The 24,118-nt window shown below is 44.5% G+C and carries 24 protein-coding genes; 15 read left to right on the top strand and 9 right to left on the bottom strand.

What is annotated here, in order from left to right; translation table 11 throughout:
• Positions 1 to 62: 62 nt before the first annotated feature.
• A complete protein-coding gene (locus L4D79_RS04235) occupies positions 63 to 1,331 on the bottom strand; it encodes an O-acetylhomoserine aminocarboxypropyltransferase/cysteine synthase family protein (RefSeq protein ID WP_428647805.1) in 1,269 nt (422 codons plus the stop codon).
• Between the two features lie 217 nt (positions 1,332 to 1,548).
• Here L4D79_RS04235 and L4D79_RS04230 point away from each other — a divergent pair, with 217 nt between their 5' ends.
• The gene (locus L4D79_RS04230) at positions 1,549 to 2,793 is read left to right on the top strand and encodes an anaerobic sulfatase maturase (protein WP_428647802.1); all 1,245 of its coding nucleotides are present in this window, start codon (positions 1,549 to 1,551) and stop codon (positions 2,791 to 2,793) included.
• Between the two features lie 14 nt (positions 2,794 to 2,807).
• Complete coding sequence (locus L4D79_RS04225) at positions 2,808 to 4,304, top strand: sulfatase family protein (RefSeq protein WP_428647800.1); 1,497 nt, start codon at positions 2,808 to 2,810, stop codon at positions 4,302 to 4,304.
• Between the two features lie 60 nt (positions 4,305 to 4,364).
• Here L4D79_RS04225 and L4D79_RS04220 read toward each other — a convergent pair whose 3' ends face one another.
• Positions 4,365 to 5,036, bottom strand: coding sequence for a Crp/Fnr family transcriptional regulator (locus L4D79_RS04220; RefSeq protein WP_428647797.1), 672 nt, complete (start codon positions 5,034 to 5,036; stop codon positions 4,365 to 4,367).
• Between the two features lie 323 nt (positions 5,037 to 5,359).
• Between L4D79_RS04220 and L4D79_RS04215 the strand changes: the two genes are divergently transcribed.
• Complete coding sequence (locus L4D79_RS04215) at positions 5,360 to 6,979, top strand: peptide ABC transporter substrate-binding protein (protein WP_428647794.1); 1,620 nt, start codon at positions 5,360 to 5,362, stop codon at positions 6,977 to 6,979.
• Positions 6,980 to 7,034: 55 nt separating this feature from the next.
• Here L4D79_RS04215 and rodA read toward each other — a convergent pair whose 3' ends face one another.
• Positions 7,035 to 8,117, bottom strand: coding sequence for a rod shape-determining protein RodA (rodA, locus tag L4D79_RS04210; protein ID WP_428647791.1), 1,083 nt, complete (start codon positions 8,115 to 8,117; stop codon positions 7,035 to 7,037).
• A 116-nt stretch (positions 8,118 to 8,233) separates the two neighbouring features.
• A complete protein-coding gene (locus L4D79_RS04205) occupies positions 8,234 to 8,707 on the bottom strand; it encodes a hypothetical protein (RefSeq protein WP_428647789.1) in 474 nt (157 codons plus the stop codon).
• Positions 8,708 to 8,931: 224 nt separating this feature from the next.
• Between L4D79_RS04205 and L4D79_RS04200 the strand changes: the two genes are divergently transcribed.
• Entirely contained in the window at positions 8,932 to 9,405 is a 474-nt protein-coding gene (locus L4D79_RS04200; RefSeq protein WP_428647786.1) for an outer membrane lipoprotein, read from the top strand.
• Between the two features lie 89 nt (positions 9,406 to 9,494).
• A complete protein-coding gene (locus L4D79_RS04195) occupies positions 9,495 to 10,157 on the top strand; it encodes an alpha/beta hydrolase (protein WP_428647784.1) in 663 nt (220 codons plus the stop codon).
• Positions 10,158 to 10,241: 84 nt separating this feature from the next.
• On the opposite strand, the gene L4D79_RS04190 is transcribed toward L4D79_RS04195, so the two are convergent.
• Together L4D79_RS04190 and L4D79_RS04185 are read right to left on the bottom strand one after the other, a co-directional pair.
• Positions 10,242 to 10,868: a 3'-5' exonuclease gene (locus L4D79_RS04190; protein ID WP_428647781.1), complete on the bottom strand. Its 627-nt coding sequence runs from the start codon at positions 10,866 to 10,868 to the stop codon at positions 10,242 to 10,244.
• Between the two features lie 51 nt (positions 10,869 to 10,919).
• Positions 10,920 to 11,342: a DUF3859 domain-containing protein gene (locus tag L4D79_RS04185; protein WP_428647778.1), complete on the bottom strand. Its 423-nt coding sequence runs from the start codon at positions 11,340 to 11,342 to the stop codon at positions 10,920 to 10,922.
• 377 nt (positions 11,343 to 11,719) lie between these two features.
• Between L4D79_RS04185 and L4D79_RS04180 the strand changes: the two genes are divergently transcribed.
• Together L4D79_RS04180 and L4D79_RS04175 are read left to right on the top strand one after the other, a co-directional pair.
• Positions 11,720 to 12,100, top strand: coding sequence for a hypothetical protein (locus tag L4D79_RS04180; RefSeq protein WP_428647775.1), 381 nt, complete (start codon positions 11,720 to 11,722; stop codon positions 12,098 to 12,100).
• Between the two features lie 46 nt (positions 12,101 to 12,146).
• A complete protein-coding gene (locus L4D79_RS04175) occupies positions 12,147 to 12,548 on the top strand; it encodes a hypothetical protein (protein ID WP_428647773.1) in 402 nt (133 codons plus the stop codon).
• Positions 12,549 to 12,631: 83 nt separating this feature from the next.
• Here L4D79_RS04175 and L4D79_RS04170 read toward each other — a convergent pair whose 3' ends face one another.
• Positions 12,632 to 12,808 carry a hypothetical protein gene (locus tag L4D79_RS04170; protein WP_428647770.1) on the bottom strand — a complete coding sequence of 59 codons (177 nt, stop codon included), beginning with the start codon at positions 12,806 to 12,808 and terminating at the stop codon, positions 12,632 to 12,634.
• Positions 12,809 to 12,885: 77 nt separating this feature from the next.
• Here L4D79_RS04170 and L4D79_RS04165 point away from each other — a divergent pair, with 77 nt between their 5' ends.
• Together L4D79_RS04165 and L4D79_RS04160 are read left to right on the top strand one after the other, a co-directional pair.
• Positions 12,886 to 13,335, top strand: coding sequence for an AraC family transcriptional regulator (locus L4D79_RS04165; protein WP_428647767.1), 450 nt, complete (start codon positions 12,886 to 12,888; stop codon positions 13,333 to 13,335).
• Positions 13,336 to 13,786: 451 nt separating this feature from the next.
• Positions 13,787 to 14,953 carry a sodium:proton antiporter gene (locus L4D79_RS04160; protein WP_428647763.1) on the top strand — a complete coding sequence of 389 codons (1,167 nt, stop codon included), beginning with the start codon at positions 13,787 to 13,789 and terminating at the stop codon, positions 14,951 to 14,953.
• A gap of 140 nt (positions 14,954 to 15,093) precedes the next feature.
• On the opposite strand, the gene L4D79_RS04155 is transcribed toward L4D79_RS04160, so the two are convergent.
• Positions 15,094 to 16,479, bottom strand: a complete 1,386-nt coding sequence (locus tag L4D79_RS04155; RefSeq protein WP_428647760.1) for an MATE family efflux transporter — start codon at positions 16,477 to 16,479, stop codon at positions 15,094 to 15,096.
• Between the two features lie 101 nt (positions 16,480 to 16,580).
• Here L4D79_RS04155 and L4D79_RS04150 point away from each other — a divergent pair, with 101 nt between their 5' ends.
• Entirely contained in the window at positions 16,581 to 17,483 is a 903-nt protein-coding gene (locus L4D79_RS04150) for an AraC family transcriptional regulator (protein ID WP_428647757.1), read from the top strand.
• A 92-nt stretch (positions 17,484 to 17,575) separates the two neighbouring features.
• On the opposite strand, the gene L4D79_RS04145 is transcribed toward L4D79_RS04150, so the two are convergent.
• Entirely contained in the window at positions 17,576 to 17,926 is a 351-nt protein-coding gene (locus L4D79_RS04145) for a hypothetical protein (RefSeq protein ID WP_428647754.1), read from the bottom strand.
• Between the two features lie 438 nt (positions 17,927 to 18,364).
• On the opposite strand from L4D79_RS04145, the gene L4D79_RS04140 reads away from it, so the two are divergent.
• The 5 genes from L4D79_RS04140 to phrB all read left to right on the top strand — a co-directional run bounded on the left by L4D79_RS04140 (position 18,365) and on the right by phrB (position 24,118).
• Positions 18,365 to 20,395 carry an alpha-amylase family glycosyl hydrolase gene (locus L4D79_RS04140; RefSeq protein ID WP_428647751.1) on the top strand — a complete coding sequence of 677 codons (2,031 nt, stop codon included), beginning with the start codon at positions 18,365 to 18,367 and terminating at the stop codon, positions 20,393 to 20,395.
• A gap of 110 nt (positions 20,396 to 20,505) precedes the next feature.
• Positions 20,506 to 20,826, top strand: coding sequence for a divalent-cation tolerance protein CutA (cutA, locus tag L4D79_RS04135; RefSeq protein WP_428647748.1), 321 nt, complete (start codon positions 20,506 to 20,508; stop codon positions 20,824 to 20,826).
• Positions 20,827 to 20,930: 104 nt separating this feature from the next.
• Positions 20,931 to 21,878 (top strand): YbgA family protein, encoded by a 948-nt coding sequence (locus L4D79_RS04130; RefSeq protein WP_428647745.1) that lies wholly within the window; start codon positions 20,931 to 20,933, stop codon positions 21,876 to 21,878.
• Positions 21,868 to 22,689 (top strand): MerR family transcriptional regulator, encoded by an 822-nt coding sequence (locus L4D79_RS04125; RefSeq protein WP_428647743.1) that lies wholly within the window; start codon positions 21,868 to 21,870, stop codon positions 22,687 to 22,689. Before L4D79_RS04130 ends, L4D79_RS04125 begins: the two co-directional genes overlap by 11 nt.
• Entirely contained in the window at positions 22,676 to 24,118 is a 1,443-nt protein-coding gene (gene phrB, locus L4D79_RS04120) for a deoxyribodipyrimidine photo-lyase (RefSeq protein ID WP_428647741.1), read from the top strand. The genes L4D79_RS04125 and phrB overlap by 14 nt, the downstream gene beginning before the upstream one ends.

Below are 24,118 nucleotides of genomic sequence, written 5' to 3'. Positions count from 1 at the left end.
CCAAATTGCAGTGTTTAGCCCTACTATTGATAGCTAGTTTTGTCAGTTGGCAAGGTTACAGGTTATGCATTTAACGCCTGTTCGAGATCCTCAATAATATCGTCGATGTGCTCAATGCCTACAGAAAGACGGATCATCTCTGGGCTAACCCCCGCTTGCGCTTGCTCACTTTCACTGAGTTGCCGGTGAGTGGTAGACGCCGGGTGACAGGCAAGTGATTTCGCATCACCAATATTGACTAAGCGTTTAAAGATTTTTAGGCCATCGTAGAAGCGCACGCCAGCTTCATAGCCATCTTTTAAGCCGAATGACAGAATGGCAGATGGTTTTCCTTTCATGTATTTTTCAGCCAGTGGATAGTATGGTGAGTCGGATAATCCGGCGTAGCTTACCCAACTTACTTTATCGTGTTGTTTTAGGTACTCTGCGACTTTCAGCGCGTTCTCAGTATGGCGTTCCATGCGTAGTGGTAGCGTTTCTAAGCCCTGCAGCAGCATAAACGCATTCATAGGTGACAACGCCGAACCTGTATTTCGTAGCGGTACGGTGCGGGCTCGGCCAATAAAGGCTGCTTCTGCAAATGCCTCGGTATAGACCACGCCATGATAAGACGCTTCTGGTTGGTTGAATACAGGAAAACGCTCTTTGAACTTGGCCCAAGGGAACTTACCTGAATCCACAATCATTCCACCTAAGGTCGTACCATGGCCGCCAACATATTTGGTTAGAGAATGAACCACAATATCGGCACCAAACTCGATAGGCTTACATAGGGCAGGGGTCGCTACGGTGTTATCAACAATGACGGGGACGCCTTGCTGATGGGCAAGCTCTGCAATTTTTTCCAAATCAACGATATTCCCAGCAGGGTTACCAATACTCTCGCAGTAAACTGCTTTCGTATTCTCATCGATCAGCGCGGCTAGGCTCTCAGGCTTATCGTCAGGTGCAAACCGAACCTCAATACCTTGCTTCGGCAACATATGGGCAAACAGAGTGTAAGTGCCGCCATAAAGTTGTGGCGTAGAAATAATGTTGTCGCCGGCTTCGGCAAGCGTTTGAATCGCATAGTTGATAGCCGCACTACCAGCACTGACGGCAAGGCCCGCTATACCACCTTCAAGCGCTGCCATACGCTTTTCCAATACATCATTGGTCGGGTTCATGATGCGGGTGTAGATGTTACCCGGAACGGCAAGGTTAAAGAGGTCGGCACCATGCTGTGCATCATCAAACTCATAAGCAACGGTTTGGTAGATTGGTGTTGCGACAGATTTTGTTGTTGGGCAGGTTTCGTATCCACTGTGTATCGAGAGTGTTTCGTCTTTCATACTGTAAGTCCTGTTTCTTCCATGATTAGCGGTGGAGCAGGAAAAAGTATGGCAAATGTTGAATAACTTTACTGCGAAGCTGCACATTAAAACCAAGAAAGTCGTCGAAAATCACATAATAAAAAGAGATTCATTGTTTTGGACAAATGTCCTATTTCTCTTTTTTGAACTTGCCTAACATCCGCTCGCAAACGATTAAACTCGCTGGTGGCTGCGGATGAATATACAAACTTGGAACCCTTCAGGCTGTCATGTAATGGCAAAACCGACAGGCTCAAAATGCAATATTGATTGCTCGTATTGCTTCTATTTAGAAAAAGAAAAACTCTACCCTGAGCGTGGTGAAGACTGGATGATGGGAGAAGTAACCCTAGATGCGTATATCCAGCAGCAGATAGAAGCTCAAAGTGGTAGTGAAGTCGTTTTTGCTTGGCAAGGCGGTGAACCGACATTACGTGGCCTCGCTTTTTTTGAACAAGCGGTGCGGTTACAGCAAAAATATGGCAAGGGTAGGAAGGTGATTAATACCTTTCAAACCAACGGTATTTTGATTGATGATAAATGGTGCGCTTTTTTTAAACAGCATGATTTTCTGATTGGTATCTCCATCGATGGCCCTGCTGACCTGCATGATGTTTATCGAAAAAACCGTGCAGGAAAACCCACTCACGCTAAAGTTGAAGCTGCAATTTTGTTATTCAAGCAATACAAGATTGAATTTAATACCCTAACGGTGGTGAGCAAAGCGAATGTTCACCAAGCCCTCACTGTTTATCGCTACCTAAAGCAATTAGGCAGCAAGCACATGCAATTTATTCCGTTGGTCGAAAGAAAAGCGACTGAACAGACAGCCAATGGATTAACCCTGATTAACCCAGAAAGTAAAGTTTCAGGGGAGCTTTGTGACTGGTCAGTGGAGCCGAAGGCGTTCGGTGAGTTCCTTATTCAAATATTCCACGAGTGGGTTAGGTTAGACATCGGTAACGTCTATATTCAGATGTTTGAAAATACCTTCGCGCTGACGTGCGATCAACCGGCTCAAATATGTGTCTTTTCACCCCAGTGTGGCAGTGCTTTTGCCCTTGAGGCGAATGGTGATGTATATAGCTGCGATCACTACGTTTACCCTGAATATAAGCTGGGGAATATAAACGAAACAACAATCACGCAAATGAACAACAGTGAGAGTAATCGACTGTTCGGTTTGGCCAAATCGGACACGCTTTCTGGCGATTGCCGCCGCTGTGAATTTCGCACCCTCTGCCACGGCGGTTGCCCTAAGCATCGCTTTGCCATCTCGTCATCCGGGAGGCCGGATCAAAATTACCTTTGCGCAGGCTATAAAGCGTTTTTTAAATATTCGTCCCCCTATATGGCGTTAATGAAAAAGCTATATCTGAATCAGTATCCGCCTGCAGCAATCATGCAAATTATTCAAAAGAAAGAATCTCAACAGCAGTAAATGGAGTACGTGCCATGTTTAAACTAAGTGCCATTGCCAAAGGGTGTGCTTTGGCGGCATTGACTTGTTCGTCTTTTGTGCACGCAACAGAAAATGCGAGTACAAATGACCAGCCAAATATCATTGTGATTATGGCTGACGATCTCGGTCAATGGGCAACCAGCTTTCGTAACAACGATATTATCGAAACCCCTAATCTGGACTACTTGGCAGAGAATGGTGTTCGTTTCGAAAACGGTATGACACCAGCCCCGGTCAGTTCAGCTGCTCGTGCATCGTTTCATACCGGAAAAATGCCATCGCAGCATGGGGTTTATGACTTCTTGGCTGAAGACCCGAAATTCGATGCGGATTGGCTTGATGGAGAGAAACTCCTTTCTGAGCGAATGAAAGACGAGGGCTATCGTACAGCCTTGATGGGTAAGTGGCATGCGACGACTGACAGCAAAGATCCTATTCGAGGGTTTGACCGTTGGTTGAGTTACGATGCGCTGGAAGCGGGGTGGAAAAACCAATATTTGCATTCGGGTACGGTGCTGTTCTCAAGTGATGGCGAGAATTTGGAGTACACGGGCATTCAAGCGCAATTCTTAACGGATGAAACGCTGAAGTTTATTGATCAGGATAGTGAGCAACCTTTCTTTGTGAGCCTAAACTATGTTGAGCCTCACTTTCCGTTCGAAGGGCTTCCAGAGCGCTTGGTAACCAAGTACCGCGGCATTGCACACAAGGTCGTGGCATTTGGTGGTAACTCTGTGCTCGAGCATATGAGCGATTACACCTTGGTACCGGATGATCATGAAGAGCAACTAGCTCAATATTTAGCTGCGGTTACGCTGTTAGATGATCAACTGGGTAAACTGATTGATGGCCTTGAAGGGCGTGACTTACTCGACAACACCGTGATTGCGTTTGTTTCTGATCATGGTTTGTTGATGGGCCAGCATGGATTGTACGGTAAGGTTAATGCGTCTTTCCCATACAATTATTACGAAGAGACCGTACGGATTCCGTTTGTTGTTTCAGGCCCAGAAAAGTATGTAAGGCAGAAGCAAGTACGTGGAGAGTTTGTCGACCTGATTGATCTACATGCTACCGTACTGGACCTAGCCGCAGGCGAGAAGCAGTCTTATGACACCAGCTATGGCCCGGGTAAAACATTGCTTCCAATGCTTAAAGGTGAGCGTGTACGTGATTGGCGCGAATACCAATTTGCAGAGCGTGGTAATTCAAGAATGATCTCTAATGGCCATTGGAAGCTTGTCCGCTATTACCCGAACCCGGAAGTGAATAAAGAGCCAGAAGATCATTGGTATGATCTAAGCAACCCGATGGGAGAGCGTTACTTGTCTGAACCACCACGAGAAGAGTTGCGCGTGAAGATGATTGCTGACCTCGATGCATTCTTCGAGCAATATTCAAGCGATGAATATAATGGCTTGAAGATGTGGGAACAGGCTTACCCTAATTTCACAACGGAAAATATGCTGAAGCACGAACGCTGGAACTAATTGTTTTAGCCGTAAATGCTTAACTGCTGGTCGATAGGTAATAGCAAACCTTGCGGCCAGCTATTTGTCAATTTCCATATCTAAAATCTCTTCTAAGAGCGCACGGTTGCTAACTTGAATATAGTTTCTGCCAACCTCAATAGCGCCATCAACTTGCAGTTGTTTGATAATGCGGTTGTAGACGCGAATGCTAGTGCCTAACCGTTCAGATTCCAGTGTTTTATTGATATAGAGCTTTTCACCAGGTTGTTGTTCATCAAATAACAGCAATTCATCAATCACGCAATATTTGATCGTGTGAAGGATATTTCGTGTCATCTTTTCGACGGATAAATACCATTTCGATGTAATGTGCTTGAAAACAAACTTGGCCAGTTCAGGCGTTTGATAAATCAGCTGGGTAAACTGTTTAGTATCAAGAAGGTAGCCAGTACAGGTGCTGTTTGCACAGACGGTGTAGAAGCACGGTTTTTCTGAAAAAAGCTCCATCAAGCCGAGAAAGCCATTGTGTTTATAGGTACCAAGCTGAAATCGCCGGCCGTGTACGGTTTGGCGATGCAAAGAGATATCACCATCCAAAATAAATAATATCTGCTCTACGTGTTGCCCCTGCGTCATCAGGGTTTGATCTTTGTCGAAGTGAGCAGGCTTGAGGGTGATACTGTCTTGATGCCGGCTCAGGTAGTCAATCAAAGTCTTGGTGTCATAGACATCTTCAGAGGTAACGAGCATAGTGATGAGTATTCTGTGTGTGATGGATAGATGAGTGACGTTTCAAAATAACAGAAAAGTCACACGAATGGATTTCAGAAAAGTATACTGTAAACCAATCGTTTTTTAGTATTCGTTTTTGTCTTTTTTAATACCGAACAACGATTGTTCCAAGTTTGCATATCAAGCTATTTCCTTATTGATTTGAAGGGCAATATAGCGTTTTATCAATAGACCCAAGTCAGTTGGGTACAAGTAACTCTGACAACGACAACAGGAAGTAATATACCCAAGTGGCTAAAAGGTACTTGGATATATAAATCAATTATAAAAAGGACTTTGCAGTGAAAAAGTACGCTCTTTCCGCAGCCATCAGTGCTGCACTTGTTTTTCCCTCGTTTCATTTGGTCGCAGCTGATGTTCCCGCAGGCGTAGAACTGGCACAAAACCAGCAGTTTGTAAGGGCCAATGGCGCAGAGCCTGATACGGTTGACCCCGGTTTTGTCAGCTCTGGCAGTCCTGGTGACGTGATCGTCAATGATCTTTTTGAAGGTTTGGTGATCGAGAACCTCAACGGAGAAACAGTACCGGGTCAGGCGGAATCGTGGTCTATCTCTGAAGACGGTAAAACGGTGACTTTCGTTTTACGTGATGGGCTTAAGTGGTCTGATGGCACCTCGTTAACGGCTAGCGACTTTGTTTATGCTTGGCAGCGTGCTGTTGACAGTAAAACGGGTAACAGTACTGGCTTTAATTTTCAAACAGCCAATGTCGTTAATGCCGATGAGATTGTCGCAGGCGACAAGCCATCCTCCCAGTTAGGCGTAAAGGCACAAGATGACCGCATCTTGGTGGTATCGTTGACCCGTCCAACACCCTATTTCATCAGTATGATGAGTATCAAAACCTTCTCCCCGGTACCACAGGCTGCGGTAGAGAAGCATGGTGATAGCTGGACCCGTGCTGAGAATTTTGTTTCTAACGGAGCATATAAACTGAAGCAGTGGGTGCCTAATGAAAAAGTAGAAGTGGTTAGGAACAGTCAATACCGTGATGATGATAAAACGGTGATTGAAGGTGTAACCTATCTGGCTTTGTCATCACAAAATGCTGAGCTAACCCGCTACCAAGCCGGTGAGATCCACATGACCAACCGGGTCCAGCTTGAGTATTACCAGAAACTGATGAAAGAAAGCCCTGAGCAAATTCAAGCCCTGCGTCTTCTTGGCTCCTATGTTTATGCATTTAATACTCGCGTTGAGCCTTTTGATAACGCAGATGTACGCCGGGCGTTGAGCATGGTCATTGATCGTGAACTGCTGGTGGAGAAGGTGACAGGCCAAGGCGAACCCGCAGCATACGCCGTCGTACCGGATATTATTGCGGGCTACGAAAGTGCCGTGCCTTCGTTTAAATCTGAAGATAGAAAGGAACGCTTGAATGAGGCAAAAGACTTATTGGTCGAGGCCGGGTATGGCCCGAGTAAACCACTTACAATCAAGCTGACATACAACACCAGCGAGAACCACAAGAAAATTGCACTGGCGATAGCCTCTATGTGGAAGCCGCTGGGTGTGAAGGTTCAGCTTAATAACATGGAGTGGAATGCTTACCTGTCAGCTAAAACGGCGGGTGATTTCACCTTGGCGCGTTCGTACGCCTTTGGTGATTTTGCTGAGCCATCATCGGTGCTTGGTAGTTTCCAATGTGGTCATGTGAGTAATGAAACAGGGTTCTGTAACAACAAGTTTGATGATTTGCTTGCACAAGCGGCAGCCGCTTCGGATCAATCAGAGCGATACCAGTTGTATCATCAGGCAGAGGTTATTCTTAATGATGCCGCACCTGTGATCCCGCTTTATCACTATAACCATACGCGATTGGTAAAAGCGGATCTGAAAGGCTTCCCTGTCAATAACCCTAAGGGCAACATATACGCTAAAGATATGTTTTTCGTGAAGTAATTCAATTTGAAAAAGCGCGGCATTCGCCGCGCTTTTTTATCTCATCAATCGTAATTTATTTATTCTTATACGGCTTATACAGACACAGTGACATGATGATGCCAAAGCACACACCTTGGGTGATCATCGCCGTACCGCCATAACTAAAGAAGGGCAGTGGACTCCCCATAACAGGCAACACACCGCTTACCATGCCCATATTGATGAAGGCATACAAAAAGAAGCTAAGTGATAACGCACCGCTTACCAAGCGGTTAAATGGCGATTCACACTGACACGCCAACCAAATCACTCGGCCGGTAATAAACAGGTATAAACCCAGCAATATCATTGTGCCAATGAATCCCCATTCTTCAGCAAAGGTAGAAAAGATAAAGTCAGTATGGCTCTCTGGGATAAAACCGAGGTGTCCTTGAGTGGCATTTGTCCATCCTTTGCCCTTGATACCACCGGAGCCAATGGCAATCAGAGATTGGATGATCTGATAACCCGCACCGAGAGGATCTGATTCAGGATCAAGAAACTGGGTAACACGTTTTTTCTGATATGCCTCCATAACGAAGAACCACAGCAGAGGAACGGCAGTGGCAATACCGCCAAGAAATGAGCCGATGATCTTCCAACTCATCCCCGCGAAGTACAGGACAAATAACGCGTAAATAATAGTGAAGATGGCACCATCAAGATCAGGCTGAATAAAAATCAGTCCAGCCGGAACGCCGGTGACCAGTAAACATAGGCCAATTTTCTTTAGATCAGGTCGACCAGCATCAACAACCAATAGCCAAGCAACCATCATTGGAATAGCGACTTTGACTAATTCTGAAGGCTGGAAGCGGATTGGACCTATTGCCAACCAACGCTGAGAACCATTGGTACTGTCGCCCATAATGATAACGCCAAGCAGTAAGACTACGGCTAAACCATAAAGATAGGGTGCCGCATGCTGGTATTTAATGGGAGGAATAGCGGACATAACCACTATACACCCCAAGGCGATTAAGGCACGGATAAGATGTCGCTCGAGCATTGGCTCGCTAAAGCCGCTCGCACTCCACACGGTGAGAGAGCCGAGTAAAATCAGCGAAGTAATGGCGATTAACAGGGGATAATCAATTCTTGGTCTGTAGTTAAGCATATTTTTATGATTCGCAAGCAATAACAATAAGCACACCGCAAAAGCAGATGTGCGTAGCGGTTGAATTGAACCGCTGGAGAGATATACCCAAGCTACTTCAGATGCATTGGGTATAGTCAGATGTAGTTAGGCTTGAATCGTTGGTGCTCAACGACAGAACGATATTGCATATTTGCTTCTTTCCAGCCTCCTAGGCGATGGCTAACTTTTAACACCATATAGGCGGATAGTGGCAAGGCGGTGGTCGTCATCGCAATCATGATCCATCGGCTGACAAGCAGACGGCGCTGTGAGGTATGGACTGCATACTCGGCAGGTTGAGAGCGTTGTTGAAGCTCAAGGTGCCGCTGCGATGAAGGCGGAGAACTAAGCGTTATCCAGCCTATGGGTTCATGCTTATGGAGCGAAGAGAAATACCACTCCTCTTCATCATCGAGTCTTTGTTCTGCCGACTCGACAGCAAGGGTTAAGTGGTAGCGACTGTGTTCGAATCCGGGTTGGAAAAGAAAGCTGATGTAGGCCGATAGGGATACAAGCGATAGCCCGAAGATCAATGTAATGAACTTGGGAAGTGAAAGGGGTGTTTTCATTGCCTGTATCTAAGCCAAAGCGGTTGAGGGCTTTATAGTCTATGAGTGGTGGTAAATTATAGTGTTAGTGAAAAAATGCAATGATTTTTGATAGCGGGAGGATTGATTTACATCTGGTTGCTGGATATTTATCCATTTTAGAGCTGATTATACCCACGTCGATAGAGGCTTTAAGTGTTGCCGCTATACTTAGTTCAGGATCCTATGAGGCATAAGGTGTCAGCATGAAGAAGTTGTTTTACCCGCTTGTATTGGTGATTGGTTTGTTTGGGCTAGGGATGACGGGGTGTTCAAGCAATCCGTATGGCGATTCCTATGGTGTTGCTGACACAAGAACTATCCAGCAGGTCCGTACTGGCGTTATCGTAAGAACTGAGCCTGTGACTATTGAAGGGGAAGGCCAAGCGGTTGGGGCCATCGCAGGTGCAGCGGTGGGTGGTATTCTTGGTTCAAAAATAGGTGGTGGTTCAGGGTCTGATATTGCTGCCATTGGTGGTGGTGTGTTGGGTGGTTATGCGGGGAGTAAAGCAGCGGAAGGAGTGACAAAGAGAAACGGTGTAAACCTAACTATCAAAATGGATGATACCGGTGAGACTATTGCCATTGTCCAGGAAGCTAATCCAAATATGATGTTCAGTGTTGGGCAGCGGGTACGTGTGAATGTAGATGGTCGCACGGCGCGAGTTGTTCCTGAGTAAAGGCTTCGAAGAAGCCACTTAAGTGAATAGCTGCTTAGGTGGCTTTACTATAAACTTACGAAATCAATTCATTGCAGGATGCAGGCTTAATGACACAAACTTTATCTTCCGTGGTTGTCGAACCAACTGAAACACCCAATGCTTCCGTTATCTGGCTTCATGGCCTTGGCGCTAATGGACATGACTTTGAAGCAATTCTCCCCGAGTTAAATCTCCCGCCGGAAGCGGCTATTCGTTTTATCTTTCCCCATTCTCCGTCGATTCCTGTCACGATTAACGGCGGTATGGTGATGCCTGCTTGGTACGACATCCTTGAGATGGGGGCTGGCCGTAAATTGAATACTGAACAGCTGTTGGACTCAGCACGTGCCGTTGCCAAATTAGTGGATCATGAAATCGCCAGCGGCATTAGCAGCGATCGAGTGATCTTAGCGGGTTTCTCACAGGGTGGGGCCGTTGCCTACCAAGTAGCACTGACGTATCCCAAGCCGTTGGCTGGGTTGCTAGCGCTATCTACTTATTTTCCGACGGCTGATGATATTGCAGTGAGTGCGGCTAATATGCAAATCGAGATTGAGGTGATGCATGGCAGCTATGATCCTGTTGTATTACCCGCAATGGGTAAAGACGCCATGGAGGCGTTGAAACAACACGGTTTTACGCCAAACTGGCGGGAATATCCTATGGAGCATCAGGTTTGTTACCCACAAATCAGGGATATATCCAACTGGCTGCAATCTAAGCTGGTGTAGTTCACCGTTAAGACTTAGGAGAGATACCCAAACAATAGTGCTTGGGTATCTGATTAAAGCAGCGTGAAAGTAGGTATCGGGAAATTAGGCGGCGAGCTTTTTAAACAAAGCCGGTATAGCCGCTTTGCTGGTTTTACTCAGTTTACGCATCGTATCAAAAGAAACTGATTGAAGGTTCGTCTGCGTTTTTACTTCATTGACTAGACGTTGCCAGAGTCTTGCTGTCATTTCAGCATCAGCCAAAGCCCGGTGAAAAGTACCATTGTTTTCAATGTTTAGCTCACTGACCAATGTGCCCAATTTATGGTTAGGGACATCTTGGTAAAGGCGTCGTGCCAGTAGCATTGAGCAGACAAAATTTCCGCTGTACTGGCGATTTAGCATATCAAGTTCTGCATCAAGAAAACGCTGATCGAAAGAAGCGTTGTGCGCGATGAGATTATATCCTTGAATAAAATCAGCAAACTCGTCCATGACTGCATGGCAGCTTGGTGCTGACTCTAACATTTTGTTGGTGATACCTGTGTAGCCTTCGATAAAGCTGCTGACACGGAATCCAGGGTTCATCAGTTGCTGAAACTGATCGATTACGATGCCATTTTGAATCTTTACTGCACCAATTTCGATAGCGCGGTCGCCCATGTTTGGCGAAAGACCTGTTGTCTCAAAGTCGAGTACGATAACAGTATCTGCAGAGTGTTGTGTATACATTAGAAACCTAAGAAATTAGTGTGTGTTACGTGTACCGTCTTTGTATGGATATTAGTAGCCACGTTTCTTCCAGAAATCAGCTTCGTCTTTAGCGTAAAGGTTAAACGTCTTTTCAGCCACAACCTTACCACCAAGCTCTATTGTCATGCGCCACTTGCCGATTTTATTTGCGATCGGGGCCCAAATTGTATCACCTAAGTAAAAATCCCAGTCATTGGTTCTGACATGCAATTCACCATCAAACGGTTCCAATTCATCTCCCTCTTCATCGGTAATGCCCGGATGGTAAATACAATAGCGGATCTTCTCGCCACGGGCTTTCTTAATATTGACAGTAAACCCGAACTCGATGTCAATCTCTGCAGGCACATCGGTCGTGAAGGTTTTGATTTTGGGCAGGTGTTTGGATTCGGCATCCCAGGTCGTATGGATACCGTATGTCTCGATACTGACAACAGGTTTTGATTTGGCCATGAGGTAAAGAACAGCGTTGCTAAAGGAGCCCGTAGTATAAGGGTTCAGACTGCATGTTTCATTGATATTTATTCATGTATAGCAGATTAAGCGTTCTGGGGAGCTCTTCAAGCTTATTACAATGATCGTGAAAAATGACTTTTAGGGATGGTGTACTGTATGTAATAATGGGTGAATACAGTATGTCGTTTTGTATGTGTGAGCGTCAGCAAATTATCACTCCAGATGGATTTCAGGCCAAATGGAAACATCTGCTGCAAGGTCTGTATACCTAGTTACCACCTTAAGGGGCTGGGTACAGAGGATTGCCAGCCGATTCAATGCATCTTGAAGTAGCAAAACTCTGGGTTAAACCGTACTTTGATAGGAGATAGTGAATGCATTTAGCGATTGTATTTGGAATTGTCGCTTTACTTCTGACATGGTGGTTAGCTGAAGTAGTCTATGTCAATAACACCAAGGTGCGGTTGTTTACATGGGCAACAGTCTTTACTCCAATTTTGTTGCTTTTCTCTGGCAATACTGGAGCCGCATTAATATCAGCCTTGTTTTGGTTCCTCTACGTGCTGATAAGTGGCATATATGAAATCGATAGTGAGAAGAGTGAATGGGACTTGCTCAAACCTATTTGTGACGATTGTGGCAAGGTGTATGCCAACAGGAAACACATTTCTGTCAGTAACTGGAAAATGATGACTTATATAAATAGCAGAAAGAAGGTTCTGGTTTGTTATCAGTGCCATGTAAGAAATTATTAGGAATAAAACCTTTATAATTAATTTGAATTTGCCACGGAATTCCAAAATGATAAATACAGATAAACGTATCGGTCGTAATGCCATGTTTGCTCAATTAGGCTTTGAAAAGACACCCGCAATCTCAAGCTGGGGAGAGTACATAAGTGATGTCTTAATGTTACAAGTTCACCGTGCGGATTTGTTTAAGCATAAAGATACTACTTATGTACGAGTACTCGAGAATAAGGATTACAAAGGTAACAGAGGTGGTTTAAAGCGTGTCGAGCATGTTGAAGCCATAAAGCAGGGCGCGAAGGCGTACTTATTTTTTGATGAGACGGCAAAGTCACAGGCATACGATGGCTATGTTTATGAGTTAAATAATCTTCATGAGCTTGTTGACGGTACTTATGCATCAATAGCGCATCGACTCACAGTGAGTGAGTTTGTGAGCCGAGAACAAGATTAAGCTAAATCTAAATCATGAGAAGTGAGCATTGATAATATAAGGGATTTCAGTGCCAGCTACATATAAGTGAAAAGAGGGGGATGTTAATCCCCTCCGTCACCATCTCCCTCATGGCTACCGTCATAGGGAGAGTCCTCCCCAGGGCTGCCTTGGGCATACCTATCAAGTTCTTCCGTTTCGTCATCAGGAGTGTGCTGATCAACGATGTTGTCTTGATCGGTTTGGGTGGGGTTAAAGATATTCTTAAGCCATTCAAACATAGGCTAACCTTATTGAGAACCAGTGCGGTTTTAATGAAATTACATTACTAATACTAGTTCGTTATGCAGGTCATGAGATGAAAAGTGAACATATTGCTGAAACCCATTTAGCGTATCTCAGGGTTACGGGGCCTTACGGTGAAAACTATGAGCCCGCTGTTGAGCTTCTATATCGTTGGGCTGGAGTGAATAACTTACAGGGTGGGCAGTGTTTGTTTATCTACCGCGATGATCCTAAAAATACTGAGCCGTCAAAGTGCCGAACCGATATCTGCCTTACAGTGCCATCGGGCACGATTGCCAGCGGTGATATCGCCACACAGGTTTTGCCATCAGGTAAATACTGTACGCGTAGAGAAATCGTCCGACATCAATCTGAGTACCAAGATAACTGGCAGGTCCTTAAAAATGAAGTAAAAAATGCTGGATTGATAAGCGATGATCGGCCATGTTTCGAGCTGTATCATAGTTATGATATTGAAACACATGTTGCAGACGTTGGTTTTTATCTAGCGGTGAAAGAGTGAATGTGCAGTACTTTTGTGGTGTGCATACCTCGTGCTACAAGGCGTGTGTTTTTGATCTTAATCAGTAAAAGCTGTATGTATTTATTGGGAAGTGTAAATAACTGCTTCAATTCATGGTTAAATATTTTCTATCATCGGCTAGACAGAAAAGACTTGAAGAAAAACCCGAGTTAAGGTTATTATTTACACATCAAAAATTCCAGCTCCTTTCTGGCTTTTTTTCGCAATTTCTTCGTTCATACCCTTTAAATGTATTTCATAATGTTAACCGCAGAAATAATCACTTAATATTTACTGATATTATAAATACATTCCGCATTTTCATTACAGAATCATACTTTTTTATACGTTAAATAAAACACCGAAATAAGATTAATCAATATATTCATACTCAAGAAAAAAATAAAAATGACGTTTGTAGAATGAAGGTAACTCTTAATAAGGTGTCAATGTGAAAAAAGTCATACTCTATTCAACTTTACTTTTGGTTGGCTTGTTCTTATCACAATTGCTGCCCCTGTATATCGAAGGCTATAGCGCCTGGCAACCAATACTGATGGTTGTAACGATGTCGGCATTGGCCTACATCATGATTAACGTAGGGCGCGAGTTTGAGATAGATAAAAGCAATCTGAAACAGTACGGATGGGATTACGTTGTTGCAATGACGACAGCAACATTCCCATGGATTGCTGTTGTTTTATATTTCATTTTCGTGCTAATGCCAAGTGAACTGTGGTTCAATGCCGACGCATGGAAAGAAACCCTTGTGATAGGTCGTTTTGCCGCACCTACATCCGCTGGTGTTCTGTTTGCAATGCTTGCTGCTGCCGGTCTTGGCGCAACTTGGATGTTTAAAAAAGCGCGTGTATTAGCCATTTTTGATGATCTTGATACCGTTCTATTGATGATCCCACTGACTATATTGGTGGTAGGTTGGCGTCCGGCCTTAGGTTTAACCCTAATACTGATGCTTGGACTGTTGGTTGTCGGCTATAAATATTTGCACAAGTGGAATATTCCTTCTTCTGCGGGAACGATTGTAGGCTATTCAGTGCTTATCGCGGGTCTTTGTGAGATGTTCTACATCTCAACAGATATCCACTTCGAAGTATTGCTACCTGCCTTTGTGCTGGGCTGTATGATGAAGTCTCAGCATGAATCAGCTAAAGATTCGAAAGTGTCGACGGTTGTTGCTGCAAGCTTCATGGTATTGGTTGGTTTGAGCTTACCTCAAATTTTTGGCGCTGCTATTCCTGCAGACTCCACCAGTGTAACCACCGCAATGCCAGCAATGGATATGAGTGAAATAGCCTTTCACGTCATTATGATTTCTATCGTGTCGAATATCGGCAAGATGTTCCCGCTATTTTGTTACCGCAACGAGGCAACCTTAAAGGAGCGTTTGGCTCTTTCTATTGGTATGTGGCCGCGCGGTGAAGTTGGTGCTGGTGTATTAATGATCAGCATCGGTTATGGATTTGGTGGACCTATTGTGACGATCAGTATGTTATCGCTAGCACTGAACCTAGTAATGACAGGTTTCTTCATCATGATGGTACGTAGTTTGATTCTAAGCCCAGTAAAAGGAGGCGCACATGAAAAAACGCGAGCTTAAATTATTAGCAGCGGTAATCTCTATATTTTTGTTTTCTCTCGTAGTGGGTAGAGCTGCAGCCTAAATAGAGTTTGATTTCGATTTTAGCTGGCTACGTCTCTTGATAGACGTAGCCAGCTTTTTGTATTGACGAATAGCGATTATGTCGTCGCGGGTTGAGGTTGAACGGTAAGGTTATTTAGCCAACGCCGCTTCATGTAACGGTTAAAGCACAGTGAAAATTTAACTGTTTCTTCAGCCAATAAAGCTAAATAAACCCAGCCGAAAGACCATTCACCAATAAAGGCGCCATACGCGGTGAAAGGAATACCGATCATCCACATCGCGATGAAGTCCATTCTTAAACAAAATAGGTTTTCCCCGCCAGTACGTAGAATACCGTTAATGATAATCATATTGAGCATTCTTAAGGTAATTCCCAGGCTTATCACGTACATTGCAGGCTGAGCCAGCGGCATTAAGTCATTTTGGTTTAGGTTTAACCAAGATAGAACGAGCTGATGGTTGAGATAAAGAAATAGCCCCATCCCCAAACCGATAATCAGGACAAACTTCAGGAAGAAAACTGTCATTGCCTGTGCTTTTTCAAACTCATCACGCCCCAAAGACTGGCCGATCAATACCGAGCAAGCCACTGAAATCCCCATGAACACCGAATATAACAATGACTCAAAAGGGCCGATCATGCTAAATACTGCCAGCTCAGTCGTACCCATATGACCAAAAATGATTTGGTAGGTCAGGGTGCCCAGTGCCCACAGAAGCGCGTTCAATGATTGAGGGATCGCTAGTTTACGATAAGTCATCCATAGAGTTTGGTGGTTACGAATAGCCCGGCTGACAATGAGCCAATGTTGGCGGTAAACCAACACTGTACACATCATTAAAACCTGTGCAAATCGAGCAATCGTGGTTGCTAGTGCTGCACCAGCAACTCCCATAGCCGGTATTCCAAATCCGCCTTTGATTAAAAGGAAATTAAGAGCAATATTCAGTGCAATGGTAATGGCACCTAATATAAGTGGCAGCATCGCATCATCACTGGCCCGTAGGCTTGACTCCAACGTAATGATGACATGTGTCAAGATCAGAACCGGGAAGCTATACCATAGGTACTGGCTGCCTTGCATGATCACTTCAAGATCATTGGTCTGAAGCTGCATGATCTGCGGGGCAAAAACGGTGATGATAAAAGTAACAGGCACCATAATGACTGCACCTAGCTTCATTGCCTGAATTGTTACCGTTTTTGCATGAATACTGTCTTTTTTTCCCCAATACTGGGAAACTAAGATGCCATTCGCGGAGGCAAGGCCCGCCATGATCATAATGGCGACAAAGTGCCATTTGGACGCAATACCTACAGCTGCGGTGGCGGATTGGCCGAAATCGCTCACCATTAATACATCGGCAAGAGCGAGAATTGCCACTAAGGCACTTTGAATGGCAACGGGAAAGGCCAGCTTTGCGATACGAGCAAAGAGGTCGTTTGGCAGTGCTGTTTGTGTTTTTTTAATTGTTGTCATTATCAGTCTCCGGATCATACCAATTAGAGGTATGGTGGTTTATAGAGATTGCTCGGCTTGGTAATGGACGGCAACTATAGCGAACCAGAAAATGGAGTGACATGTTAGAAAGTACAGAAAACCTGTGTGAATCTGTCACGATGGGTTTTGCCTTGGCGCAACCGAAAACAGATTGGAATGAAGAAGTTTACCTAGCCCAAGCGTGTAAAGAGCGCTTTCTTACTCAGTCTGATTTACCCGAATTGACAGACAACGGTTTTTTTATGGCCGGGCTTGCTGAATTGGAGGAAGGATATGAGATTGAACGGGTTGCAACAACCAATCACACTATTTTGTTAACCCAAGAAGGTATGGGGCTGCTAACCCTCACGGACCGGCAATATTATTTGCTACCCAATACGCTGACTATATTACCGGCGGGTTTACCATTTCGTTTTGAACTGGCAGATAAAGAAAAGGGTTGGAAAATGGCCTGGGTACTGCTTAAGCCTGGAGAAAAGTGGTTACCGTTAGTGGCAAATGGCCAGCGTGTGGAGCATACCCCAATCTGTGAACAAGTGTGGTCTGTTATGAATTTGCTGCACAGCGAAATAGGGGGCAGAGCGAGTTACAGAAAGTTATTTGCTAGCGAGTTATCCCGTTTGATGTTAGGTAGTGCGAACCTAGCGCCGTCGAATACGGTTTTGCGTGTCCAGAGTGTGTTTAATGACATTGAATCTCAGCTTCACCTAAATTGGACAGTAAAAGGCATTGCTAAGCAGTGTTTTCTTAGCACCGAACAGCTCAATAGGATCACCAAGCAGCTCTATAACTGTTCAACACAGCAGCGCTTGATTCAGCTTCGAATGGAAAAAGCGGTTGATTTACTTCACTATCAAGAATGGACTGTTGGGATGGTTGCCCAGCGATTAGGTTATCAGGACCCTTTTAATTTCACTCATCGTTTTCGTCAATATCATGGCTGTTCACCGAGGGAATATCGCAAGCGATTGTTTGCAGGCTAATGGTGCTATCAGGGCAGTGGCACTTCAGAGGTAGTAGAAGGTCTTATCGGCGTTAGTGAATAATTGGCCGATAAGACACTTACGATTTTCGATTAACTGCGTTTAGGCTGCTGGTAAGTGCGACCTGCAGCTTGATAAACGTCTTTCGTTTTTACATCGAACATGTCGAAGAAGAACCAAGCGACAAATTTGATGACGTCATCACCTACATTCATGATCCACTCGACATACTCTTCTTCTTCGCCGTCATCATTTTCTTGCAGTGAAACATGGTAGATGCGCTGTTCACCGTCAATTTCAGCCAGATTGAATTGACCTGTTAGCGATGCTGCAGCTTCAGCAATCTCTGTATCCTCACTGGCTTTAAGTGCCTCAAGTACTTGTGGAACAGAGTCTAATTCGCAAAGAGCTTTCACCAGAGTTTCAAATTGGTCGTGTTGCATGATTGGGTACCTATTACTAAGCAAAATTAATTGCACACATTGTATCAGTGTAAATCAGCTGGAAGACATGTTTATGATTACTGATTGAATGAATGTTGTTTTTTTAAACATTTTCACTAGGCGCTGGATTCATTTTTATATTTGGGCGCTCATTCACGAACATTGCATGACATACAAAGCGCGACATGAAAACTCGTCCTTATTAACAGTATGTGGCTTAGAAAGTTGCTAAGGCGTCGCGAAAAATTGCTTCTCATCTCATTTTGTAGCGGTCTTTCTTAGTTTTTTTCTTGTTGTGAGCGCCTGTACTTACATTCTTTTCATCATTCGCTTCTACGCCCCACGTCTACGCCTTTATCAATGGCTTGGGGGGAGGGTATGCGCTATCCAAAGATATGAATAATAGAGAAAACAATATAACAAACTTGGAGACTCGATGTGAAAAGGAACCTACGATCTTTCCTTGCTGTGGCTATCGCTGCGTCTTTAGCTGCCTGTAATAGTGCAGATAATGTTGCGGATGTTGCTAGCGTAAACTCAAATGCCTATATGTGCGATAGCACTTTGACGGCACAGGCGAATGACCTGCGTATTTATCAAGTCATGGTTGAAAGCTTTGTGAATGGGGATGATGCAATAGGGCACGGTACTGGCTATGGCACGAGTCACCATAAAGGTGATTTACAAGGCATCATAGATTCATTGGATTACATCGAGTCTTTGGGAGTAAATGCGATATGGCTAACACCAATCTTTGATTCAATTCCTGTTGAGGGGCAAGATCATTGGGCAGATAGACTGGATGCAACAGGCTACTTTACCAGTAACTATTTCGCTGTCGATCCTCGCTTTGGCACCATGGAACAGGCGAAAGAGTTGGTCGACAAAGCGCATGAAAAGGGACTTTATGTCTTTTTTGATGGGGTGTTTGGTCACCATAAAAGCAATGTCGTAGCATCGCCGGAAGGGCGTTTACCTGCTGGCGAGGATAACCCCGTGAGCTATCCTGAGAGCCTTGCTTTCTATCAAGAAGTCGCCACCTACTGGATAGAAGAGTTAAAAATTGATGGTTGGCGTTTAGACCAAGCCTATCAAGTACCAACCGAAGCCTGGACAGCTATTCGAGCCAGCGTAGATGAAGCATCGAAGTCTGTTACTTATGTTAACTCCGAGGGTGAGACTGTCAATCCGTTGGGCTATATGGTGGCTGAAATATGGAATAACGAAAATTACATCAAGGAAACCGGTTATGGAGCTGAAGGGGATCCTGCACTATGTTCAGCCTTCGATTTCCCTGTCCGTTACCGGGTCGTTGAGACGTTTGCTGCCAATGAAAATGGTATTGGTAACAAAGGCGGCAAGTGGCTTGATGAGGGGATGAACCTACATAGTTTGTACCCTTCCCATGCCCAGCCGAACCTGATGCTAGGCAACCATGATTTGGTTCGATTTGGTGATTTGCTCCAGCGAGGTAACATTGCCTCACCGGAACAGGCTGAATATTGGAATAGGCACAAGGCGGCATTGTCCTTCCAGGCGGCATATTCCGGGCCTATTACACTGTACTACGGTGAAGAGATCGGCGATGAGCTTGCCGGCTACGCACAAAAAGTTGAACAAGATTGTGCCGTTCAAGGGCTTTGCGACGACCATGTTGCTCGTACCAGTGCCAATATTGATGGGCTAACCGCTAACCTTAATGAGAAGCAGCGAGACTTGAAGCAATACGTTTCCCAACTAATGGCACTAAGAGCTGCGCATCCTGCACTTAGCCGTGGTGAACGTACCAATATTGTTGCTAATGATTCGGTATATATCGATCATAAACAAGTTGATGATGACGCTTTAATTTTTATGGTCAGCACAACTTCTGATCAAGATACGGTGGAATTGAAAGCCAGTGATATTGCCTCGGATGGGCAGTTGGTGGACTTGCTAACAGGCAAAGTGTATAGCGCTATCAATGGGGAGTACCGAATCAGCCTTGCACCTTTTGAAGCGAAGTTCTTGTCGATTGAAGCGCCGTCAGCGGCCGGATTGACGAAAGTGGCAACGGCCTATGCTGCATCATCACTGATGGGGGAGGGCTTCATGGCTCAGTGTGATAACCCTGCAGTGGAAGGTGCCGGTCCTATTGGCAATACTTTATATGTTGTCGGTGACTTTGTGGATGCTGGTTGGAAGCATCAACCTAATCGTGCCTATAGCTATGTCGGTGACAACACCTATCAAGTCGTTGTCGATGAAAAAGCCGGTGCATTTAGGATGCAATATGCGAGTAAGGACTGGTCGCCACAGTTCACTGCAGATGGGCTTGAACTAACCCCTGGTAAGGTCGCTAGTCTCAAGCGTGGAGGCTATGGTAAAGACACTGCAGTGACTCTACCTGAAGCTGGGAAATATGTCTGGAGCCTCAAGTTTACTGATAGCGGAGACCCAGAGCAAATCATGGTTTCTAAATGTCCATAAGTAAGACTCACGACCTTTACTAAGACAGTTATCAACAAGAGGGAGCATGAAGCTCCCTCTTTTGTTATTGTTTTAAAAGAAGATCTGAAGCTTAATAGATAGAGGTACAAATGAGTGATAAGTGTGTGGTGATGACAACGTTTTCTGATGACGCGGTTGGTAAAAAAATCATTCACTCATTGATAGAAAAACGCTTGGCTGCATGTGTGCAAGTTCAGTCAATAGAAAGCTACTATCACTGGCAAGGCAAAGTGAATAAAGATCTAGAAAAATTAGTCATTATTAAAACCACATTGGCACTATATGAGCAGGTAGAAGCCGATATACTTGCCAACCACGACTATGATACCCCTGAGATCATTCAACTACCTATTACCGCTGGTTATAGCGATTACCTGCAATGGATAGAAAGTGAATGCAGAGGCGGCTAATACTGGACTAGTGAAGCTTATACAAAAAAATTATTTGTATAAGTGATCCAATCGGCTATTCTTCCTTGTACAAGATGTAAGTTTTGTACAAGGTGGTGATAGTCATGCAAATACCTGTTGGAATTAGTGCCTGTGTGTTCGGCGAGAAAGTAAGGTTTGATGGTGGGCACAAACTCAATCGATTTATGGTTGATGAGCTGGCTAAGTACCTCACATTCAAGCCTGTCTGCCCTGAAGTGGGCATCGGGATGCAGGTGCCTCGACCTGCTATCCGGTTGCTACAACTGCCTTCTGACGACATTCGTTTAGTTGATAGCAAGAATCAGGATGTTGATTACACAGATGAAATGATTGCTTTTGCTCATCAGAAAGTGTCGCAGTTCGACGATCTCTGTGGCTATGTAGTTTGTGCAAAATCCCCAACTTGCGGTATGGAACGAGTAAAACTTCATATCCCTAACAACAACACCATTCCGGGTGGTTCAGCCGGCATTTACACCCGTGAGTTAATGGCAAAAATGCCTTGGCTACCGGTTGAAGAAGATGGTCGGTTGAATGATCCTGCATTGAGGGAAAACTTTGTTTTTCGTGTCTTCTCCTTAAATGACTTCTATCATTCAGTCCGTGATCAACTTTCTGCAAATGCCATAGTTAAATTCCATTCCCGCTATAAGTTGGTGCTTATGGCCCATAATCCAATAGCTTATAAAGAGCTAGGAAGTATGGTGGCTCATATTAGTGAGCGGGATATCAATGAGTTTTATCTCGAATATCGCATGCAGTTTATGGAGGCGATAAAAGAGCGTGCATCAAGAAAGAATAAGACCAATGTGCTAATGCATCTGCAAGGGTACTTTAAACGCTCATTGACTAAAGAGCAGAAAAAAGAACTCTCAGAGTTAATCATGAGCTACAAGAATGGTCACCAGCCTATTCTCGCACCGATGGCATTGATTAAGCATTATTTGCGGGAATATCCCGATCCGTATTTGCAGTTACAAACCTTTATTGACCCTTACCCTGAAGACTTGAAATTACGTTATGGACTCTGAAAACAAATCTTATGCAATAAAAGAAGTCTCTGAAATTACCGGTGTTCACTCAGTAACCTTGAGAGCATGGCAGAGGCGATATGGGCTGCTTAACCCAATGAGAACAGAGAAAGGGCACCGCCTTTATTCTGAGAAAGACATCAACACGATAAAAGAAATCGTTGAATGGTTGAATAAAGGTGTCGCCATTGGGAAAGTAAAGCCAATGCTTGGCAAGCTTTCGCCTTGCATTGAAGATGATCAAAATGACAGTCAGAAGGCGATAGGTAATATCCTATCAGCATTAGCGCAATTAGATTCGATGTCGTTAGATAGGCAGCTCGTTCAGCTGATGAAAGAGTACCCGATTAAGGTGTTTGAGGGCAAAATTGTGAGCGCTGTTATTAATGAAATACAGCGTGCTGATAACCCCTTACTCCAGATCCAAAATGTGATTTGGACAAACGTGGTTCAAGAGCGATGTTTATCACTTATTGCAGCTGCACGTAAGCGTAATAAAAAAACGTGTATTCTGATGAGCTTTGATGAACAGCCTAGTGCTCGTTTCTGGCTCAAAGCAGTTGAATTATCAGAGGTGGGTTACAACGTCACGCTCATGCCGAGATTAAAAGGTAAGCTAGCGTCATTAGCTCCCTTACTTAATTCATGGGCTGATAAGACAATCTTTTTAGATGGGGATAACAAGTTGCCACAGGGTGTGATGGTCCAGATAAAGCAACTGCTAAACAAAACGGGTTCATCATTGTTTTCGGATGGAAGCATTAATACGATTCATCCTGAATTACTGGAGTGGCAGTATGAGTCGGCATAAAAAGGTTGGATTAGTTTGGTTTCGCTCTGACTTGCGTGTTGTTGATAACAAGGCGTTATTTGAAGCGGCAAAGCGATGTGATCAGCTGATTGGTATTTATATATCGACGCCGATGCAATGGCATGAGCACCATATTGCCCCTGTGCAGGTGGATTTAATCCGCCGTCGACTTCCGGTGTTGCGTGATCAGCTTGCGAATCTAGGTATACCTCTTGTGTTCAAAGAAGTTGCGGATTTCGAACAGACCCTTCAAGCCCTTATGGAAACGGCTCAAGAGCACGATGTCTCACATGTTTTTTGTAATAAACAATACGAATGGAATGAACTCCAACGTGATGATAATACGGGGCATCACCTTGCCGAGCAAAAGATAAAGTTCAGCGTCTTTGATGATTCTTGTGTTATAGCGCCGGGTAAAGTGCTAACGAAAAAAAGTGAAGCCTTCAAGGTATTTACGCCGTTTAGGAAAGCGTGGCTGAATTTGTTTAGGGAGCTTTCACCATCACCTTTGCCAATACCTGATCCTATAAACAGCCAAGTCGGAGAGGTGAAGCAGAATACGATATCTGTTACTTATCCGCTTGCTGACAGTATGGGCTGGCCAGTAGAAGAAGAGACGATAAGGCAGCGGTTGATGACTTTCTGCTACGAGAAAGTGGATGACTATCACCGGCAGCGCGATATCCCGTCTGTTGATGGTACAAGCTGCTTGTCTCCATACCTGGCACTGGGGATGTTGTCTCCACGTCAGTGTATCGCTGTACTGTTGGCAGTTAGTCCTATGTGTTTGGATGAGCCAGAAAGTGGGGCATTTAGCTGGTTAAATGAGATTATTTGGCGCGAGTTCTACCGACATTTGTTAGTAGCATACCCCAGCTTGTGCAGAGGGCAACCATTCCAGCAATGGACGAAAAATGTGCAATGGCAGCCATCCAGTGAACTGTTAGCGGCATGGCAGCACGGCTTAACCGGCTACCCAATCGTAGATGCCGCAATGCGCCAATTAAAACAAACAGGTTGGATGCATAACCGGTTAAGGATGATTACGGCGAGTTTTCTTACCAAAGATTTGTTAATTCATTGGCAAGCAGGTGAGCAATGGTTCATGTCTCAGTTAGTGGATGGTGACTTTGCCTCTAACAACGGTGGTTGGCAATGGGCAGCCTCAACGGGTACAGATGCGCAACCCTATTTTAGGGTGTTTAATCCAACAACTCAGGGCGAACGTTTTGATCCAAAAGGGAAGTTTATCCGTACTTGGTTGGATGAATTAAAAGGTGTGCCGGATAAATACATTCATCAACCACATCTTTGGTCTGGTAGTGGAAAGATAAATTACCCCAACCCGATTGTTGATCACAAACAGGCAAGAGTACTGGCAATAGAGTCCTTCAAAAAAGCGAAAGAAGGACACAAGCCAGTGTTTTGA

This window comes from Photobacterium satsumensis (genome assembly GCF_050336935.1).
GTDB lineage: Bacteria > Pseudomonadota > Gammaproteobacteria > Enterobacterales > Vibrionaceae > Photobacterium > Photobacterium satsumensis.
Note: the sequence above shows the minus strand (reverse complement) of the source record. Positions and strands in the feature narration are given on the sequence as shown.